Origin of the sequence: Kitasatospora aureofaciens (assembly GCF_001188955.3) — a bacterium.
Lineage (GTDB): Bacteria > Actinomycetota > Actinomycetes > Streptomycetales > Streptomycetaceae > Kitasatospora > Kitasatospora aureofaciens.
The window spans coordinates 220,662-239,496 of sequence record NZ_JPRF03000002.1 but is presented as its reverse complement, the minus strand read 5'-3'; the positions used below and the strand labels follow the sequence as shown (position 1 = coordinate 239,496).

Here is an 18,835-nt window from a genome sequence, read left to right as displayed (position 1 = left end):
GAGGGGTTGGGGATCGATGCGCTTCCGCCCGACTGTGCGCGGATCGTGGCCCTGGTCGAGCGCGATGCGGCCGGTGGCGGGGACGGGGTGCGGGCTCGGGCGATGCGCGAGGATCTGGGTTGGCCTGTCAATCCCCAGTAATCGTGGAGTCCTCGCTAAGCGGCCTGGGCCTCCTGATGAGCCTCGGCTCGTACCTTGCTGATGATCCGTTCGAACTCCACGGGCGGCAGTCCGCCGGCCGCGCTGTGTCGGCGACGGGTGTTGTAGAAGTCGGCGATCCAGGTCGCGATCTTCAAGCGGGCCTCTGCGCGGGTGGCGAAGCGCTGCTGGTGGATGTATTCGACCTTGATCGTGGAGTGGAAGCTCTCGGCGGCGGCGTTGTCCAGCGCCGACCCCACCCGGCCCATCGACTGGACCACGCCGAGACGGTCACACAGCTCGTTGTAGGCCTGGCTGCTGTACTCGCTGCCGAGATCCGAGTGGAAGATCACGCCGTCCACCCGACCACTACGGGTGGCCGCTGCCATCGTGAGCGAGGCGCCGACCAGGGCGGCGTCGTGATGGGCACCCATCGCGTAGCCGAGGAGCCGACGCGAGAACAGGTCGATCACCGTGGCCAGGTAGACCTTGCCCTCGCCGGTGCCGATCTCAGTCATGTCGCCCACCCACAGAACGTTCGGCGCCACCGCGTCGAAGTGTCGATTGACCAAGTCGCGGGCCGCTATGCGTCTGCCCTGGCGAGTCAGTGACCGGCGTCGGCGCGGGGGCTTGCGGCCCTGGAGTCCGAGCTCGGCCATGATCTTGGCGACGGTGTTCTCCGAGACCTGCCAGCCCTCGGCCCATAGGTCCAGGGTGATCCTGGGCGAGCCGTAGGTACTGCCGGACGCGGCGAAGAAGTACCTTATTCGGTCGGTCAGTTCAGCCCGCCGGACCTCGCGGGCCGTCGGCTCAGCCGGGCGCCGGCGCCACTTGTAGAACCAGGACGCGGACACTCCAAGGGCCCGGCAGGCGGTCGTGTGCGGGACGCCGTGCTCGGTCCTCTGGTCGGCGATGAAGCCCGCAACCGTCACTTCGTCGCCTCCTTCACCCACAGGACCACCGATCGCTTGAGGACATCGCGCTCCATCCCGAGCTCAGCGATCTCCTTGCGCTGCCGGGCGTTCTCATCTCGCAGCCGGCGCAGCTCGTCCCGCTCGGACTCGCTCAAGCCTCCCGCCGCCTCCGCGTCCGCCCGGGTCCGGGCGCGGTGGACCCAGTTCTGCAGCGTGCTCTCGTGCACGCCCAGGTCCCGCGCGACCTCCGCGGCCGACTTCCCGGTCTCCGTCACTATCCGCACCGCACCCGCGCGGAACTCCGCGTCGTAAGAGCGCCTCTTCCCTGCCATGACCCTCAACTTCCCCTCTGGTCACGACTCCACGCTACGAGGGGAATGTCACGCCACGATGGCTGGCGCCGACTCCTGGCTGCGGATCGTCACCGCCGAACCGCAGCGCTGAAGCGGTCCCGCACCCTCACCGTCACGTCGGGAACGAAGAGCCCCGAGTCGGGAGAGAACTCATAGTTGCCGAAGATACGACTCCAGGCCTGCCGCCAGACTCGCAGATCGGGGAGCTTTCCCGGCCGGCACCCGGTCAGGAGCGCCTGGACCTGCTCCCACGAGGGATCCATCCCCCTGGAGAGCATCCGGTGAACGGTGCTCTTGGTGATGTGCAGCCCGCTGAGCTCGGCGTTGGCGGAGATAGCGCGCACGGATGGGTTGCCGACCTCGCGGCGGTAGGAACGCAGCCCGTTCTGGAAGTCCAGCCGGCCCCGCATGTAGTTGGGGTGAGGGGCGATGGCGGGGTGGGCCTGACGGGCAATGCGCGAGCCAGCCTTGGGGTCGTCGTAACGGGAGGCCGTCGCGTGCAGGGCCCGGAGGCGCCGAGCAGCCGACAGGAGCCGACGGGCGTGCTGAAGCTGGGCCGGGGTGGCGCCGCAGGCCCGCGCGTACTCCTGAACCGTCTCGATCCTGGGGATGTAGTCGCCGCCCTGGTCGGCGCGGGAGAGAGTGGCCGCGGAGCAATAGCGCTTGCCGCCGATCCGGCCCGCCATCTCTGCGTAGGTGAGGTCGGTGCCGTCGGGTCGCCGACGGAGCCAGCGGAGGAAGCTCGCGAGTTCCTCCGCCGGCCCGTCCTGGACCCCGGCCTTCGTACGGCCGGACATGGTTATCGGCTCAGCTGCCAGCGCAGGCGGGTGCGGCTGCGCAGGGCACGCCTGGTGACGAATCCGGCCGCGGCCCCGACGACGCCGGTCGCTGCCGCGGAGATGATCGGGTTCGCCAGGACGGACGGCTCACCGACCGCGAGCACCCCGATCAACAGGATGATGACGACGATGCCGATGACGCCCACCGGCAGGCTGTTGCGCCGCCAGGGGCGTACGGGAGTCATGGACATGACTCTCCATTCTCTTGACTTGTGATTACTCGGTAGGAGCCCAACGGCTTGCCGGCCGCGTCTGAAGGGCAGTCACGATCCTGCCAAATGGCCTAACGCGAGTGCAAGCAGAATCCGCATTAGCTCTTTTCATTAAATCAATCCGTCCCAAGAAAACCGACTATTAACCATGTGACTCAGGTCACAAATACAAACGTTTCTGCAGGTCAGAGGCATATTGAGTCTTTCCTTTAATTCAATCTCGGCATCTCTGTCCCATGTGTCGTTGTACTACCGGTGTCGGATAGGCAAGGTGGTCCCAGACTTGCTCTCCCTGGCTTGTCGATTACTCGGTACAAGGGAACGGACAACGGGCTGTTGCCGCAGCCGGTCCAGCGTCGGAACGCCGACGCCAGGAGTCGAAAGGCTCCTCCGCAGATGAGTTGGGGATGTCGGGCTGACCCGACATCCCCATCTTGCTTCCCGCCCCAGCGGCCTGAAGTGCCCCCTTGCAGTAGCACGATGACGCGCGACTTCTCCCGCACGCCGACCACTCGGCCAGCCCGCCGACCCGTCAGCTCCCCAGCCCCGGAACCGGTGCGTGCGTCGCTCCTGGCCGCTGCTGCCGGTGCTGGTTGACGCCGAGGCGGTCGACGACGGTGTTAGGCGGTGTCCGAGGTGCCCGCCGGGCGGCGCCGGCTGTGGGGCGGTCCCCGCACCCACCTGCCACCCCTTGGCTGCCACACTGGCGATCATGACGAACTCCGAGCGGCGCCCGCTGTGGCGTCCCTTCTCCGAGTCCCCCGCCGACCCGGCCGCCGTCCAGGCTTCCCCCGCGGCCCGGCTCACCGCGGTGGAGCGGGCCCCCTTCCTCGAACCCGTAGAGACTCCGACCCCGCGGGCTGTCCCCGGCACCCGCCGCCCCCTGGGGCCCGGCGCCCTGGCCACCCCGGCCGCCGACAGCTGACCACCCACCACGAAGGCGCCGGCCGGGACAGTTCGCTGTCCCGGCCGGCGCCTTCGTCACGCCTTCCCGCTGAGAATCAGCAGTCCATCCGGGGGCCGGTGTAGTCGTCCCGAGGTGGTTCCGCAGGTCGGCGGGGGTTGACCAGCCGCCAGAACGGTGTAGTGTCCGCCGGCTTCCCGGTAGCCCTGACATTGGTCGCCCGCGTTGTCGCCGGGCTTCTGAGGGACTTGACCGGCGTGCTCACTCCCCTACCGTGCGGTGCCACGGACCCGCCCCGGCCCTGCCCGGGGCGCCGCACCACTGCATGTCATCGTGTGCGGCCGCGTCCGTCCAGCCACCCACAACTCGGAGGGGAATCTCAATGATCGTGTCAAGCCGTCTGCGTGACCGGCGGAGCGGGGGTGAAGAGCCTCTTGTCACGCAGCATCGCCCACAACACGTCCACTCGGCGGCGGGCGAGCGCGAGCAGGGCCTGGGTGTGGATCAGTCCTTCGCCGCGCTTCTTGAGGTAGTAGTCGCGGGACGGGCCGGGCCGCATCATCGCGGTCTGAGCGGACATGTAGAACAGCCAGCGCAGGCGCCGGTTGTACCGCTTGGGCCGGTGGTAGTTGCCGGTCCGACGGCCAGAGTCGCGCGGGACCGGTGCCAGGCCGGCGTGGGAGGCCAGACGGCCCGCGTCCAGGTAGCCGGACAGGTCACCGACGATGGCGACGAACTCGGCGCCGAGGACGGGGCCCATGCCGGGCATGGACTCGATGATCTCGGCGCGCTCGTCGGTGCGGAAGGTCTCGCGGATCTCCCGGTCGTTGTCCTTGATCCGCTCGTCCAGGGCCAGGAGCTGGTGAGCGAGGTCGCAGACCAGCTTCGCGGCCCGCTTCTCGCCGGGCAGTTCCGTCATCTGCGACTGCGCGGCCTCCACGGCCTTCGCGGCGACAACGTCGGCTCCGCGGACCTTGCGGCGCTCCAGCCAGGTCGTGAGCCGCTTGACGCCGATCCGGCGCAGGGCGGCCGGGGTCTGGTACTCGGTCAGCATCACGACGGGGCCCTTGGCGGCGGAGTAGTCGAAGGCCCGCTCCAGGGCCGGGCAGATGCCGACCAGCAGGTCGCGCAGCCGGTTGATCAGGCGGACCCGGTCGGCGATCAGGTCGGCCCGGTAGTTGGTCAGCAGTTGGAGTGTGCTGACCAGTTCAGGAGGGGTGTGCAGCCGGGTGAAGCCCTTGGGGCGCGTGCGGGCCTGGTCGGCGATGACGCGCCCGTCCTTGGCGTCGGTCTTGCCCTCGCCCTGGTAGGCGCCGGACATGCGGTTGACGGTGCGGCCGGGCACGTAGACGACATGCTGGCCGCGGCCGATCAGCAGGGCCAGCAGCAGGGTCGACGCACGGCCGGAGATGTCCACCGCCCACCGGATCTCGCCGGCCTTCTCCCGGGCGGCATCGATGAGGTGAAGGATCTGCGACTCGTCGTTGACCACCTTCGTCGAGAACAAGATCTCGCCGTCTGTGTCGACAGCGACCGCCCAGTGGTGCCCCTTGCCGGCGTCGACGCCGACCCATATCCGCTCGTGAACCGCGCTCAAGCCCGTCGCTCCGTCCCACCGTGACCAGCACTTGCGTGGCCCGAAGAACACTCCGCCGACAGGTCCCTAACCAGCGATGACCGCAGTTCTCAATCAGTGGTCGGAGCGTCCCGAAGGACCGGGCGGCCATTCTCCTCGAGCCATCAGCGGCAAACCATCATCAGCCACACCCGGTCCTCCCGGACCGCCTCACATTCTTAGGGAACCATCATGACTACGCGCACTTCACGGCGGCGTAGCCCGGCGCCGCGCGCCAGCACAGCCACCCGGCGGTCCCAGGCGCCGGCGCAGCCCGAGCGGCATAAGCGGCCGGCCTGGCGCGATCCGGGCCCGATGCTCGGCTCGGTGCTGTCGGACACCGGCGCCGGGGCGATCCTCGCCACGCTGGCCTTCCTGGCGCAGCACGTCGAGGTTACCTGGCGCTGACGCCGCGTCGTCACCCAGACCGGAGCATGTTGGCCGGGCCGTCCAAGATGCCGCCGGGCCCCAGGTAGGCGGGCAGGCAGCGGCATCCTCCGCCGGTCCGGGCGCAGGTCGAGGGCTGCGGGCTCCGCTCACGTGTTCAGGCCGGGCCGGTGACCGGTGTCAGGGAGCGACCGGGCCGCCGATCTTGGTCCAGGCGCCGTTGGCGCCGGTGTACTCGAAGACGCCGGAGTGGTCGGGGCTGACGCCGTAGAGATGGTCGTCGGTGGCGGCGAAGGTGGCGCCGGGGCCGCCGATGCGGGTCCAGGTGCCGCGCCCACGGTCGTACTGCTCGATGTCGCCGGTGGTCAGGTCGGTCGCGTAGAGGGTGGTGCGGCTGGTGAAGATGCGGTCGGTCGCACCGCGGACCTGCTTCCAGCCGTCCCCGGCGCCGGTGTACTCGAAGACGCCGAAGTGGTTGACGCTCACTCCGTACAGGTGGTCGCCGGTGGCGGCGAAGCCGCTCCCCGGATTCCCGATCCGTGTCCACGTGCCGCGCCCACGGTCGTACTGCTCGATGTCACCGGAGGCCGGGTCCGTCGCGTACAGCGTCGTCGCGCTGGTGAAGATGCTGCCGGCGGCGCCGCGGACCTGCTTCCAGCTGTCCCCGGCGCCGGTGTACTCGAAGACGCCGTGGTGATCGACGCTCAGCCCGTACAGGTGGTCGCCGGTGGCGGCGAAACCGCTTCCCGGATTCCCGATCCGCGTCCACGTGCCGCGCCCACGGTCGTACTGCTCGATGTCACCGGAAGCCGGGTCCGTCGCGTACAGCGTCGTCGCGCTGGTGAAGATGCTGCCGGCGGCGCCGCGGACCTTCGTCCACGCGCCGTCCTTGCCGGTGTACTCCTCGACGGCCGCGTGGTCCGGAGTGATCCGGTACAAGTGGGCACCGGTCGCGGCCACGGTGGGGCCACCCGGTGCGGCCGCCGCTGCCGGGGGCACGCCGCCGGCCGGGGACGAGGGTGCGATCCGCCCGGGTGTCGGTACGGATGCCGCCGGGCCCGAAGCGGACAACGGGCTCGCGGCCTCGCCGGAAGGCGTCACCGCCGCGGTGGCCGGGGCCCCGGGCAGGGACGAGGACGGCAGGTTCAGGTCGGACGGCAGGGACAGTCCGTTCGGCGAAGCGGTCACAGCCGGCGCGGCGGTGTCCTCGCCGTGCCGGGGCTGCTGGTTCTGGTTCGCGACCACCACCGCCGCGAGCAGCGCCAGCAGAGCGGCCCACTGCGCCGGGGTCCGCCAGCGCCTCCAGCCGCCGCGGGTGTTCGGTCGGGAACCGTCCGGTGCGCCGGCCGGCCGAGAACCCGACGGCCCAGCGGTGGAGGGGGAAGCCGGGGTGGCAGAGGGGCGGGATCCGGCGCCGGTCCCGGCGGGGGGACGGGGGGTCTCGGTCCCGGTGCGGGGAAGGAGGTCGGTTCCGGTCCCGGCGGGGAGAAGCGGGTTGGTTCCGGTCCCGGCGGCAGGATCGAGGGTGGCCCCGTCCGCAGGTCCGGCGCCGGACTGCGAACCACCGGTGACCTCCTTTCCGGGGACTGTCCGTGCCCTGTCCCCGGACCCGTCGCCTTCGAGGGCCGGCTCCTCGTGGGCGGATTGTTCGCTGGGCGGTCCGGGCACATCCTCGCTGGTCAGTGAATTGTTCGCAGGTCGTTCGCCGCCGGGCGCGGCTCGTTCACGGCCGGGAGACGAGGCCGGGGCCGACGGCGGCGCTACCGCCGCGGACGACAACTCGGTCTGGGCCCGCAGCGCAGCGTTGCGCCGCCGGCGGGCGGTCTGGAGCTCGGTCTCCCGCTCGGGGGCGTGAGGGAAGCGGTCCTTGATCAGTTCCTCGAGCCGTTCCCACGGAATGATCTTGGCGCCGGAACGGTACTCGCTCCACACGCTCTTCACTCCTCCGTACTGCGCGTGCAGCTCGTCCCCCGTGCGGTCGGCGGTCAAATCCCGCACGTACCGCGCGAGCGTGTTGGCCTGCTCGGTGCGCCCCCTCAGCGGCCCCTGCCCCCGCCCCGCTCTGCCCATGGTTCCCCCTCGCTCATGACCGTCCCGTGCACGAACGTTCGCCCAAGTTCGCAACGTTCGCCGAAGTTCGCCGAAGTTCGCTTGACTTTGGCCCCGCTGACCTGCGGAGACAGCCAACACATCCCGTTCGCCGCTGACGCACAATCACATCAGGTTCCACCGTGGTGATCCACCGCTTCCGCCAATCCCGGCAGCGGCCCCGCCCACCACCCGAAGGAACCGCCATGCGCCGCACACCGCGCCCTCACCCGAAACGTCTGGCCGCGCTCACCGGCCTCGCCCTCATCGTCGGGGCCGCCGTCCTGCCCGCACACGCCGACAGCACCACGCACGAGACCACCGACGTTCTGCCCCGCTCCACCGGTGCCATCGGCCACGGTGCCACCCCGGGCGGGCAGGTCACCCGCGACCAGATCATGGCCCGCGCCGAGGACTGGGTGGCCAAGCAGGTGCCGTACACCCACGAGGGAGTCCACGGCCAGAAGTACGACTTCTGGCAAGACGATCCCACCGGCGGCCCCTACCGGCAGGACTGCTCCGGTTTCATCTCCATGGCATGGCAGCTCGACAGGAGCCGGAGCACCGACGACCTGTCGGACGTCGCCGAGAAGACCACCTGGGAGCAACTGCAGCCCGGAGACGCACTGAACACGACCAGCGGCGGACACGCCATCCTGTTCGCCGGCTGGACCGACAAGGCCAAGGGCGTCTTCCGCTACATCGCGCAGAGCCGACGGGGAGTGCCGACCATGGCTGCCTCCGCCAACCGGAACGACCAGAAGATCGCCGGTCACGACGCGTCCGGCTACCAGCCGCTGCGGTACCGCAAGATCTCCGAAACCCCGCCCGCGCCGGCACCCGCGCCACAGCCTCCGGCACCCACACCCGCGCCCGCACCGGCCCACGAGGCCGCCTCCTCGCCGGCACCCGCCGCCACACCGTCCGCACCGTCAACGTCGGCACCCGCGCAGAGTCCGGCACCGTCGACGCCGGCACCCGTGCCTGCGCCGGCACCCGCGCCCGCAGACTCCGGTACCAGCGTCGCCGCGACCGGCAGCCGCCTGTACCGGATCGCCCCGGACCACACGGCTGTCGAGGAGTACACCGGCAAGGGCGACACGTGGGTGAAGGTCCGCGGCGCCACCAGGGCCATCTACACCAGCCGCAGCACCCTCTACGCCACCGACCGCACGACCGGCGACATCTGGCAGTACGACCCCGCCCGCAAGAACACCGGCGGCGAACCCCACCAGGCCGGCGTCGACGGGCCGTGGATCCGCATCGGCGGCCCCGGCGCCCAGTTCGCCGCCACCGCCGACCGCCTCTACGGCGTCAGCCCCGACCACTCCGGCATTTACGAGTACACCGGCACCCCCGGGGTGTGGAACCGGGTCCGTCTCGCGGGCACGGACCGGATCCTCACCAGCGCCGGCACCCTCTACGCCGTGGACACCGCCGCCACCGCCGTCGGCGGCGACATCCACCAGTACGACGCCGCCAGCGGCCGCTGGACCCGCATCGGCGGCCCCGGCGCCCAGTTCGCCGCCACCGCCGACCACGTGTTCGGCGTCAGCCCCGACCACACCGGCCTCTACGAGTACACCGGCACCCCCGGCGTGTGGGACCGCGTCCGCAGCACGGGCACCGACCGGATCTACACCAGCCACAGCACCCTCTACGCCACCGACCCGGTCACCCCCGCCACCCCCGGCGACATCCGGCAGTACGACCGCGAACACCGCACCTGGACCCGCATCGGCGGCCCCGGCGCGAACTTCCTAGCCACCGACACACACCTGTACGGCGTCAGCCCCGACCACACCGCCATCTACCAGTACACCGGCCGAGGCGACGACTGGACCAAGATCAGCGGCCCCATCGCCGCCTGACCAGTCCGGCCCTGAAGGCCCGTGACCCGCCACCAGCCCGCGTCCGCCGCCACCAAACCCGGCTGGCCGCCAGCGCTCGCGTCCGCCACGTCCCGCACGACCGAACACCCGCCCGCCCATCCCAGGAGGCACACCATGAAACTCCGACTCCCCGCCCGCCCCCGGCGCGGCCACCCGGCCGCCGAACACTCCCCCGAACCGTCGCCCACGCCGTGGACGCCGGCCCGGATCGTCCGGCTGCTGTGCCTGGTGATCGCGGGCGTCCTCGCCCTCGGCATCTCCGCCAACGCCGCCACCGGCAAGCGTGCCTTCACCACTCCCCCCAACCCGGTGGCCGTGTTCGGCGACCTCGTCGCGACCAAGGACAGCGCCTACGGCCTGGCGAAGGACCCCTCTGCGGTCTATCGGTGGGCCGGCAGCCAGGACCGCTGGATCAAGATCGGTGACGGGGCCGCCCGCATCTACGCGAGCGAGGACACCGTCTACGCCACCGACCCCGGCAACGGGGACATCCGCCGCTACGACTCCGCCACCGATTCGTGGACCCGCATCGGCGGCCCCGGCGCCGACTTCGCCGCCACCGCCAAGCACCTGTACGGCATCAGCCCCGACCACTCCGCCGTCTACGAGTACACCGGCAGGGGCGACACCTGGACCAAGGTCGGCGGACCGGCCGACCGGCTCTACACCTACACGGGCGAAACGCCCGCCATGAAGCTGAACCCGAAGGTCGTCCCGGGCACCCCCTCCGACAGCCCCCTGTACGCCACCCAGCACGGCACCGGCGACATCTACCGCTACGACGGCCACGCCACCGCGTGGACCCGCCTGGGCGGCCCCGGCGCCGAGTTCGCGGTCACCGACAACAACCTCTACCGCCTCGCGGCCGACCACTCCGGCGTGGCCGAGTACACCGGCCCCGGCGACAAGTGGAAGGCCGTGCGCGCCGAGCGCACGGAGCACCTCTACGCCGCCAACACCCTCTACGCGACCGACGGAACGGGCGGCATCGTCAAGTACAACGGACACCCCAACCGGTGGAACCCCATCGGCCAGCCCGGAGCCGTGTTCGCCACCTCCGGCGACCACCTCTACGGCCTCACCCCCGACGGCTCCGCCCTCTACGAGTACACCGGCAAGGAAGCCGTCTGGACCAACCACGGAGCGGCGCCCGCCCAGCCCGCCAGCCCGGAAGAACGCAAAGCCCACCTCAGGGAACTGACCCAGCCCGGCCCGGCCGCCACCGAGGCCTGGAACCAGGAACGCGCGGCCCACCTCGCGGGCAAGCCCGACCGCTACCAGTTCAACTGGGACACGAACTACTGCAACTTCCCCGCCATCGACAAGAGCCCCGTCTTCGACTTCGCCACAGCGTGCGCCCGCCACGACTTCGGCTACCACAACTTCAAGGACCTGCTCAACCTGGACGACCTCGCCGCCAACCGTGAAGGCCAGGAGGCAAAGCACCGCGTCGACGTCGTCTTCAAGGACGACATGGACAACTCGTGCGACACGAGCATCGATCGCCTGTCCTGTCGGGACAGCGCCAGCGCCTACTTCCTCGCCGTCGAACACTTCGGCTCCACGAGCCAGATCCAGCGCTTCGTTCCCCCCGTACCGTCCTTCACCTGGCACAACCCCCTCGGCTGGATGTGACGCTCCCAAGCCCCGCCCCGCCGGCCACGCAGCCGGCCGGGCGGGGCGCACCGAGGCGCAGGCGGGCCGTCCGCGGCCCGCAACCAGCTCGCCACCCCGCCACCTTTGAGGAGACGCCCCCGTGCGCAGTGGTCCGGGCCTGTTCGAGATCGCCGCTGTGGCCGTCCCGATCCTGTGGCCGTTCTACCGCCTGGCCCTCGGCCACCACCGCGCCGCGCTCCAGGGGCGGGCGCTGCCGATGGGCCGCGGTTGCGGCGGCTACGGCTACGGCCGCATGAGCGTCATCGCCGCCATCCCGTCGGCGCGCCCCTCCACTGGTGGGGCTGAGACCGCGGCGTCATCCGCGGCCCGAGCGAAAAGGGGCGAACGCGGGCGAGGACCATCCAGCACACGCGGGACACCCGGGGGCGGACGCGGGGGCGGGCGGCCCCGGCGCCCGCGAGCTGCTGCGCCGCCGCGCCGCTCCCGCGCGCCCGTAGCGCTCGAACCCAGCGCGAACGCCCTGTTCCACAGCCATCAGAACAAACCTACGCTGCATCAAAGCCCAAGGAGCGAAACCGTGAAGGGACATGACATCGCGCGGCTGGCAGGACGCCGCACCGCACTGCGATACCTCGCCCTGGGCACCATGGCGAGCCTGGTCGCCGCGTGCACCGGCAACAAGACCGAGGCAGGCAGCCCGAAGAAGCAGGCCCTCAAGGCCTTCGCCGTGGGCGAGTGGGATTACCAGTCGAGTGCCGGACACCAGGGAGTGCTCACCATCACCACGGACGGCCGGTGGTCCACCACCCAATGGCAACTCGCCGGCCAGTGGGAACTCGACGGCACCCACCTGCGGGTTCGGTCGTACGACGACGACGATCCCTTCGTCGTACCGGACATGACGCAGAGCATCGAGGACGGATTCACCGGCCAGTACAAGCTGAACGGCGGCTGGTCCAGCGACATCGGGCGCACGGCCCAGGCCACCTACAAAAACTCACAGCTGACCCTCCACTTCCCCACCTACGACGACGGCGGAAAGGGCAACGGCCTCACCGTCACCTGCACCCGACGCACATGACCCAGGCCCCTGGCCCCGGTGCCGCCCGCCCCGGCGGGCAGCACACGGCCGACGCCACCCAGCACCCAGCCGCCACCGACACCCCGGGCAGTTGAACCAGGACGCCGCGGGCGCCACAGCCGCAAAGGGCGGCTGGCCGCCCGCGGGGGCCGAACAGCAAGCCTGCTTCTGCAACGCATACCGCCCGGTGCCCACCACACCCGCGGCTACACCAGCACGGCGACAGGCCCCACCCCGCGGTCGCCGACGCCTCGACCCCGGACGCACTCACACCACCGACAGCGTCCCGGCAACAAGCGCCCGTTCCGCAACTCCCCTCTACAACCGGTCATTGGACGGCTCATTGAGCCGAGAACGGGGCACGAAAACCTTCGCCTGGTTTTAAAGACTCATGGGCGACGGGCGCCTTGACCGGTGTCGTGTACTCACTGACCACTCAAATCCAAGCCAGCCAGAGGAGACAATCGTGTCTGACTTGAAAGGACCGTTCGGTAACGGCAACCACACCAGAGCATTCCTCACCGGACTTCAGCTCGGCAACAGCGGATGTGGCTGCCTGATCTTCATCGCCCTGATCGTGATCATCATTGCTGCGGCCAACGGGTTCCAGATGCACTAAGCCCAGGCGGCGATGGGTCCGGCGGGGGGCGAAGAGCAGTGAGACCTCGTCGATGTTCCCGCGCGAAAGCCGGTGATCGAAACGATCCGCACCGGAAAGCGTTGACCGCGTCAAGGGACCGTGGCTGGCCAAAGAACGGGAGGGAATAAGAAGTCATCTCATTTGGATGGCTAGACTCTGGGCGTGCTGATTGTGGAGCGTCTGGTGCCGGACGAGTTGTGGGAGCTGTTCCAGTTGGTGGTGCCGGCGGCGCCGACCCGGCCACAGGGCGGTGGCCGGCGCCGTTACGGGGATCGCGAGGTGTTGGCGGCGATCGTCTTCGTGGCAACCTCCGGGTGCACGTGGGCCCAACTGCCGCCCTGCTTCGGCCCGTCCGGGCCGACTGCCCATCGGCGGTTCGCCGAGTGGAGCAAGGCACGGGTGTGGGCCAAGCTCCACCGGGTCGTCCTGGACGAACTCGGCGCACGGGGCGAGCTGGACTGGTCGCGCTGCGCGGTTGACTCCGTGAACATGCGAGCCCTGAAAAGGGGGACCTGACAGGTCCGAATCCTGTCGATCGGGGCAAGTACGGGTCGAAGATCCACCTGCTCACCGAACGCACCGGTTTACCCCTGTCGCTCGCGATATCCGGCGCCAACGTCCACGACAGCCAGGCCCTGATCCCGCTGACCGATGCCATCCCGCCCATCCGCTCGCGCCGCGGCCCCAGGCGACGCAGGCCAGGCAAACTCCACGGCGACAAGGCCTACGACCACCGATTCATCCGCGCCTACCTGCGACGACGCCAGATCCCGGCCCGCATCGCCCGCCGGGGCGTCGACTCCTCCCAGCGCCTGGGCCGACACCGATGGGTGATCGAGCGCACCGTCGCCTGGCTCAACGGTTTCCGCCGCCTCCACCGCCGCTACGAACGCAAGGGCGAGCACTTCGCCGCGTTCGCCAGCATCGCCGCAGCAGTCATCTGCCTGCGGAGAATCCCCAAATGAGATGACTTCTAAGTCCGTCCGGACATGATTGCCTTCGTGAGGCCCCGCAGGACTGCGACGGTGGACGGCCTGTCCGCGCCAACCGGGCGCGGACGAGATCAGGGAGCCGCACCGTGATCAAGAGACTTCCCGTACTTGCCGCAGCTGTCGGCCTGCTCCTCGCGCCCCTGGCCGGTACCGCGTCGGCTGAGACCACCACCCCGGCGAAGCCCGCAGTGGGCTCCGCCGTCACCAGCGGAGTGTGGAACACCGCCACCTACAACCCCGACGGAAACACCAACACCGTCGAGATCAACCAGTACGTCGGCAGCGACAACCACCACTACGTCACCGGCTGGCTCTACGCCGGGAGCAGCAACGTCGCGTTCTACTACGACCAGTCCTTCGACGGCGGCCGGACCTGGAACAGCTTCCTCGACCGGCGGTACGTGGGCCCTGGCGGCTGGTACACCCTGCCGACGAAGTACGACGACGGAGGCGTGTGGTACCGCGCCTGCTCAGCCGCCGAGTGGGCGGGGAGCCCGTACGCGAACCCCCAGTGGGGCTACAACATCGCCTGCACCAACTGGTACTGACCCCGATCCCGGGACGGCCCGCCGAATCCGGCCGGCCGTCCCGGCTGGCCAGGCGCCAGCCCGGCGCTGATCGAAGCACCCACCCGGGTTCAACGACACACCACCCCGCCGGACACGGGGCCCCACCTCGCCGTCCCCGGCGGCCCAGCCGCGTACGGCGAAGGCCGCCAGGGCGCCGGGCAGGGCCCGCTCCAACCGCCAACAGGTCACACCCCGGCCCCTCCCGCCGTACCACCCGAACATCTCCAGCTCTGGAATGATCGACATGAGCCTGCTGGGGAAGGACTGGAACCCGGCGCTCACTATCGAGAAGTTCCTGCTCGCACTGCTGCCGTTCTTGGACGAGCCGGATGTGAACGACCCGCTGCGGCCCGAAGCGGCCGAGGTGTATGTAACGAGCAAGGAGGACTACGAGCTCAAGGCCCAGGAGACCTCGAAGCCATACGCCGTCTGACCAGACCACGGGAGGGCTGTAGCCCCACGCAGAAGGGGGCCGCGCGCTGGACAGGGGTTCGGCAGCGGCCCACGAGCCCCCCACCACAACCAACAGGTCACACCCGACGGCGGGGATGAGCTACTTCTCTCCGTGGCTCGCGCGTGCGGCTCGGCGCCGGGCGTCCGCGGCTTCTGCGCGGGCCTGCTTCGCTGCCCGCTCGGCCAGGCGCGCGGGACAGAACTCCTCCTCTGTCCGGTGGTTCACCGCCTGGCGCAGCCTGCGGCCGGCGGGCCAGCGGGAACCGCAGGCGTGACCGCCCACGGCCCTGCGACGCACGTCCAGGAGTGCCGCGAGCAGGCAGATCGCCCGCTGGGTGGTCTGGTCCGGGCTGAACCGGTAGTCCATGCTCAGCGGGCCGTCGGCGTACAGCTCCAGCAACGCCAGAAGCCGTGTCTGGACGGTGCGCAGCCCTGCCACCGGGCAGTTGCCCCAGCTGTCGGCGTCGTGGGCCTGGCAGGGCGCTGTGGTCTTCTTCGTCGTCATCATGGCGGCCCACCCTGGCCGAGGTTGGCTGTGGACAGCGGCGCTGACGACGAAGCAGCGCGCCCCCACCAGCTGGGGCGCGCAACGGAAGGGGCAGCGGGCTCTGAGGGCCCGCACGGTCGGTCAGAACTGGCGGCGCCGTACGACGGGCCGGACGGGCGAGGCCTGCCCGGTGCCGCGCAGCGCGAAGGCTGCGGTGCGGGTGCGCTCCAGCCAGCTCATGACCTGGCGCAGTGTGGCGGGGTCGAGGGTGCGGGTGAGGTCGCGGACGGCCTGGTGGTCGTCGTCGGTGAGCGCGTGGAGGCCGGCGCGGTCGAGGGCGGTGTAGAGGGGTTGGGCGGCGGTGCCGGCGAGGCGGCGGTGGGCGGCGTCGGTGGTCTGCCGGGCCTGGTGGGTGGCCTCGCGGGCGCATTCGGCGACGTCCTGGCGGTGGTGCTCGCGGCGCAGCGCGTGCTGGAGAGCGGTGTCGTGGTCGGGGTCGTAGCGTTCGGCGCGGGTCTCGGCGGTGTGGTCGCGTACGCGCTGCCACTCGGCGCAGACGGCGGCCGCGGTGGCGTAGGCGGCCTCGTCTCCGGCGTCGGCGTGCCGATCGGCGGCACGCTCGTCGTCCCGGGCCCGGTGGAGGGCCTGCTGGATTGTCTCCAGGGTCATCCCGGCCGCCTTGCGGCGGACCCGGCTGCGGATGCCGCCGAGCAAGCCGTGCTCCTGGTCGTCGTCCTCGTCCGGGGCGTGCTCGGGGTGGTTGGGGTGCTGGGCGAGGGCGGCGTGCAGCGTCGCGCCGGCCTCCCACGACTCGGCGTGGACGACGGGCTCCGGCACGGCCAGGCCCGGGCGGGCGCTGCGGACGATCCGGCCGTCGACCAGGGCCACCCAGCCGTCCAGGCCGTCGACGTCCTTCTCCACCCAGCCGCGGGCCAGGTCCGCGCCGTGGTGCAGGGTGCGGATGCCGTCATGCCGGGTCCAGCGCAGCCACATCGAGCCGCGCACCAGCGGGGAGTCGAGGATCGGGCGGCCCAGGTCCCGGTCGGCGGGCGCGGGTCGGCTGCTGTACAGGGCCAGCTCCAGCCGTTCGGGCGCGGCGGCGCGGGCCGGGTCGGGGCGGGTGGTGTCGGTCATCGCGCGGTGCCTCCGGAAGTCGGGAACGAGGCGCGACGGCCGTCCCGGCCTGGTGTGCCGGGACGGCGGGGTCGTGCGGGGCGGGTCAGCCGGTGACGGTCTCGGCGTGCCGGGTGAGTGCGTCCAGGAGCGCGGTCTGGTGGTCGGTCAGCTTGCCGTCGGTGCGGGCCTTGTCCTGTTTGCGCAGCCAGGTGCCGGGGCGGAAGGTCGGGTCGGCCTCGCCGCCGGTGCGGTTGGCGGGGCCGTCGAGGGTTCCGCCGGCGGCGAGGTAGGCGAGCAGGCGGCGGTAGGAGCGGTTCCAGTCCGGCTCCAGGCGCCACAGCTCGTCCAGCGCGTCGAGCTTGGCGACCTGGTCCTTGGTGAGGTTGTCGGCCTTGCGCTGGCGGCGCATCCACGCGCCCACCGCGTGGTCGTCGAGCTTCGCGGTGGCGGGGATCGCGAGGTGGCCGTGCTGGTGGTGGAAGGCGGCGGCGTAGGCGTGGCCGCGTTCCCAGGCGTTGGCGTTCTTCGACCAGATCATGCCGAGCGCGTCCAGCTCCGAGATCCGGGCGGGGTCGAGCAGGTGCTGGCCGTAGAGGTGGCGCTGGCGGGTGAGCCAGGAGATCAGCTCCCCGTGGCGGGTCTTGTCGGTCGGATCGAGGTGGCCGTGCTGGAGGTGGAACACGGCGGCGACCGCGTGCATGCGCTGCCACTCGACCGCGCGCGGGTTGAACGCCCGCAGCTTCACCGCCTGGAGGATCGCGTTCGCGTGGTGCCGAGCGTTGATCCGCAGCCACTCGATCGGCGACTCCGACGCGGCCGGGCGCTCCTGCCCCTCGCCGGGGCCGGCCTCCGCCTGCTCGGAGGCCTCCGTCGTGGTGGTGTGCTGGGAGCGGTGGGTGCGCAGCTCGGTGATGCGGCCGACTACGCGGGCGTCGTGTGCGGCAAGGGCCCGCAGGACGCGCCAGATCGTGCGGAAGGAGGAGGCCTCGATCTCAGTGTCGGCTTCGGCCTTGACGGCCTCGCCGGCGTCGTGGATCTCGGCCGGGTCGGCGGTGGCGGTGGCGTCGCCGACCTCAGGCAAGGGGAGGTAGACGGGGATGATGATCCAGGAGACCTTGCCCTGGCGGTAGGACTGGCGCAGCGCGCGGCCGACGGCCTGGACGATGTCGATGACGCTCGACTTCGGGTCCGCGAAGCAGATCGCGTCCACGGCGGCGATGTCGATGCCCTCCGAGAGCAGGCGGGAGTTGGCGAGGATGCCGCATTCCTCGCCGTCGTCGCCGGTGTGGGCCTTGAACTCGGCGAACGCGGCGCGGCGCTCGCGCAGCCGGTCGGTGCCGGCCACCGCCTTCGCCCAGATCCGCTCCGGCCGGTCCTCGTCTTTCAGCAGCTCCGAGGCCTCCAGCAGGTCCCCGGCGAACGCGCGGGCGCCCGCGATCCGGGAGTGGAAGGTGATGACCCGGCGCAGGCCGAGGTCCGCGACCGCGCGCAGCACCGCGATCTGCAGGGCCAGGCGCAGCAGTTCCTCGTTCGAGCGCTGGGAGCGGAGATCGGCGACGGCCGGGAGGTTGAGGAGCTCGCGCAGGTCCTCGTCGGTGACGACCGGGACCAGGACGCGGTAGTCGGCGAGGTAGCCGTGCTCGATGCCCTGTCCGAGCGTCCACTCGAAAACGGTCTTGCCGTAGATCCGCTCGTCACTCATGGAGCAGATCACGGTGCCTTCGGCGACGTCGACGACCTCGTGCGGGACGCGGGTCTCGTCGACGATCCGCGGGGTGGCGGTGAAGTACAGCCGGCGCTTCGCCGGGACTTGGTCGTCCGCGTGGACGGCCGCCCACGGCTTGCCGTCCGAGCCGGCGGTGCGGTGGGCCTCGTCGACCACCACCAGGTCCCAGCCGGGCAGGCCGTGCAGCCGATGGGCCTGGACGATGCGCTCCAGCGAGGCGTAGGTGGCGTACACGGTGACTGGCTCGCCGGGCTTCTCCGCTTGGACCAGATCGGCGATCCGGGCGGCCTGCGTGGTCACCCGGGCGTGGACGCGGCCGCCGGCCTCCGCGCTCTCCAGCGCCTCCTCCCGCGAGCACGCCGCCACCGCAAGGCCCCGGCGTCCGCCCTTCAGCGACCAGGACTCGGCAGTCTGCTCCAGCAGCTCGATCGTCGGCACCAGCACCAGCACCCGGCCCTTCGCGGCCAGGCGCCGGGCGCAGCCGGCTGCGATCAGCGTCTTGCCGGAGCCGGTCGCCGCGACGACGGTGGCGCGGCCGCCGTCCTTCACCTCGCGCACCGCGGCCGCGACGGCGTCCTTCTGGAACCCGTGCAGCGGCAGCGGGTTCACCGCGGTGGTGCCGGACGGCTGTGCCGAAAGCGGCGGCACCGGGGCCTGGGCTCGCAGTCCGGCTGGCACGTCCTGCTCGGCGGTGGCTGTGGTGGTCTCCACGGCGGTGCTTCTCCTTCGGATGCTGAGACGGCGGGGCCGGTGTGGGCGAGGCTGTGGGAGGGTCGGGGGCGGTCGGCCTCTCCCCGGGGCCAGGTCATGGA

At 70.9% G+C, this 18,835-nt stretch carries 17 protein-coding genes and 1 pseudogene; 9 read left to right on the top strand and 9 right to left on the bottom strand.

What is annotated here, in order from left to right:
• Positions 1–155 precede the first annotated feature (155 nt).
• From HS99_RS04920 to HS99_RS04905, 4 genes are all read right to left on the bottom strand, one after another.
• Complete coding sequence (locus HS99_RS04920; RefSeq protein ID WP_030558333.1) at positions 156–1,070, bottom strand: IS3 family transposase; 915 nt, start codon at positions 1,068–1,070, stop codon at positions 156–158.
• Positions 1,067–1,384: a transposase gene (locus HS99_RS04915; RefSeq protein WP_030558334.1), complete on the bottom strand. Its 318-nt coding sequence runs from the start codon at positions 1,382–1,384 to the stop codon at positions 1,067–1,069. Before HS99_RS04915 ends, HS99_RS04920 begins: the two co-directional genes overlap by 4 nt.
• Positions 1,385–1,473: 89 nt before the next feature.
• On the bottom strand, positions 1,474–2,202 hold the full coding sequence (locus HS99_RS04910) for a helix-turn-helix domain-containing protein (protein ID WP_030558336.1): 729 nt from the start codon (positions 2,200–2,202) through the stop codon (positions 1,474–1,476).
• A 2-nt stretch (positions 2,203–2,204) separates the two neighbouring features.
• Complete coding sequence (locus tag HS99_RS04905) at positions 2,205–2,429, bottom strand: hypothetical protein (RefSeq protein WP_030558337.1); 225 nt, start codon at positions 2,427–2,429, stop codon at positions 2,205–2,207.
• A gap of 739 nt (positions 2,430–3,168) precedes the next feature.
• Between HS99_RS04905 and HS99_RS04900 the strand changes: the two genes are divergently transcribed.
• Positions 3,169–3,381, top strand: coding sequence for a hypothetical protein (locus HS99_RS04900; RefSeq protein ID WP_030558339.1), 213 nt, complete (start codon positions 3,169–3,171; stop codon positions 3,379–3,381).
• Between the two features lie 370 nt (positions 3,382–3,751).
• Here HS99_RS04900 and HS99_RS04895 read toward each other — a convergent pair whose 3' ends face one another.
• On the bottom strand, positions 3,752–4,957 hold the full coding sequence (locus HS99_RS04895) for an IS110 family RNA-guided transposase (RefSeq protein WP_030558340.1): 1,206 nt from the start codon (positions 4,955–4,957) through the stop codon (positions 3,752–3,754).
• 210 nt (positions 4,958–5,167) lie between these two features.
• Here HS99_RS04895 and HS99_RS43925 point away from each other — a divergent pair, with 210 nt between their 5' ends.
• Positions 5,168–5,383 (top strand): hypothetical protein, encoded by a 216-nt coding sequence (locus HS99_RS43925; protein WP_141763666.1) that lies wholly within the window; start codon positions 5,168–5,170, stop codon positions 5,381–5,383.
• Positions 5,384–5,542: 159 nt separating this feature from the next.
• Here the strand turns inward: HS99_RS43925 and HS99_RS43920 are convergent, their stop codons facing one another.
• Positions 5,543–6,610, bottom strand: coding sequence for a hypothetical protein (locus tag HS99_RS43920; protein ID WP_141763665.1), 1,068 nt, complete (start codon positions 6,608–6,610; stop codon positions 5,543–5,545).
• Positions 6,611–7,656: 1,046 nt separating this feature from the next.
• On the opposite strand from HS99_RS43920, the gene HS99_RS04885 reads away from it, so the two are divergent.
• From HS99_RS04885 to HS99_RS04855, 7 genes and pseudogenes are all read left to right on the top strand, one after another.
• The gene (locus HS99_RS04885; protein WP_050366202.1) at positions 7,657–9,321 is read left to right on the top strand and encodes a hypothetical protein; all 1,665 of its coding nucleotides are present in this window, start codon (positions 7,657–7,659) and stop codon (positions 9,319–9,321) included.
• Positions 9,322–9,456: 135 nt separating this feature from the next.
• Positions 9,457–10,977 (top strand): phospholipase A2, encoded by a 1,521-nt coding sequence (locus HS99_RS04880; RefSeq protein ID WP_050366201.1) that lies wholly within the window; start codon positions 9,457–9,459, stop codon positions 10,975–10,977.
• 559 nt (positions 10,978–11,536) lie between these two features.
• A complete protein-coding gene (locus tag HS99_RS04875) occupies positions 11,537–12,040 on the top strand; it encodes a hypothetical protein (protein WP_030558346.1) in 504 nt (167 codons plus the stop codon).
• A gap of 466 nt (positions 12,041–12,506) precedes the next feature.
• Positions 12,507–12,659 carry a hypothetical protein gene (locus tag HS99_RS44625; RefSeq protein WP_157881831.1) on the top strand — a complete coding sequence of 51 codons (153 nt, stop codon included), beginning with the start codon at positions 12,507–12,509 and terminating at the stop codon, positions 12,657–12,659.
• A 189-nt stretch (positions 12,660–12,848) separates the two neighbouring features.
• A protein-coding gene (locus tag HS99_RS42285) for an IS5 family transposase (RefSeq protein ID WP_167745253.1) occupies positions 12,849–13,645 on the top strand; the annotation gives its coding sequence in 2 pieces (ribosomal slippage) (positions 12,849–13,185 and positions 13,185–13,645; 798 coding nt in all).
• A gap of 113 nt (positions 13,646–13,758) precedes the next feature.
• Positions 13,759–14,220: a hypothetical protein gene (locus HS99_RS04860; RefSeq protein WP_046386069.1), complete on the top strand. Its 462-nt coding sequence runs from the start codon at positions 13,759–13,761 to the stop codon at positions 14,218–14,220.
• 238 nt (positions 14,221–14,458) lie between these two features.
• Positions 14,459–14,674, top strand: a pseudogene (locus tag HS99_RS04855) (ubiquitin-conjugating enzyme E2); the annotation flags it as partial.
• 120 nt (positions 14,675–14,794) lie between these two features.
• Here HS99_RS04855 and HS99_RS04850 read toward each other — a convergent pair.
• From HS99_RS04850 to HS99_RS04840, 3 genes are all read right to left on the bottom strand, one after another.
• Positions 14,795–15,202 (bottom strand): hypothetical protein, encoded by a 408-nt coding sequence (locus tag HS99_RS04850; protein ID WP_030557181.1) that lies wholly within the window; start codon positions 15,200–15,202, stop codon positions 14,795–14,797.
• Between the two features lie 120 nt (positions 15,203–15,322).
• The gene (locus HS99_RS04845; protein WP_030557180.1) at positions 15,323–16,315 is read right to left on the bottom strand and encodes a hypothetical protein; all 993 of its coding nucleotides are present in this window, start codon (positions 16,313–16,315) and stop codon (positions 15,323–15,325) included.
• Between the two features lie 85 nt (positions 16,316–16,400).
• Entirely contained in the window at positions 16,401–18,734 is a 2,334-nt protein-coding gene (locus HS99_RS04840) for a DEAD/DEAH box helicase (RefSeq protein ID WP_063737779.1), read from the bottom strand.
• Positions 18,735–18,835: the final 101 nt, after the last annotated feature.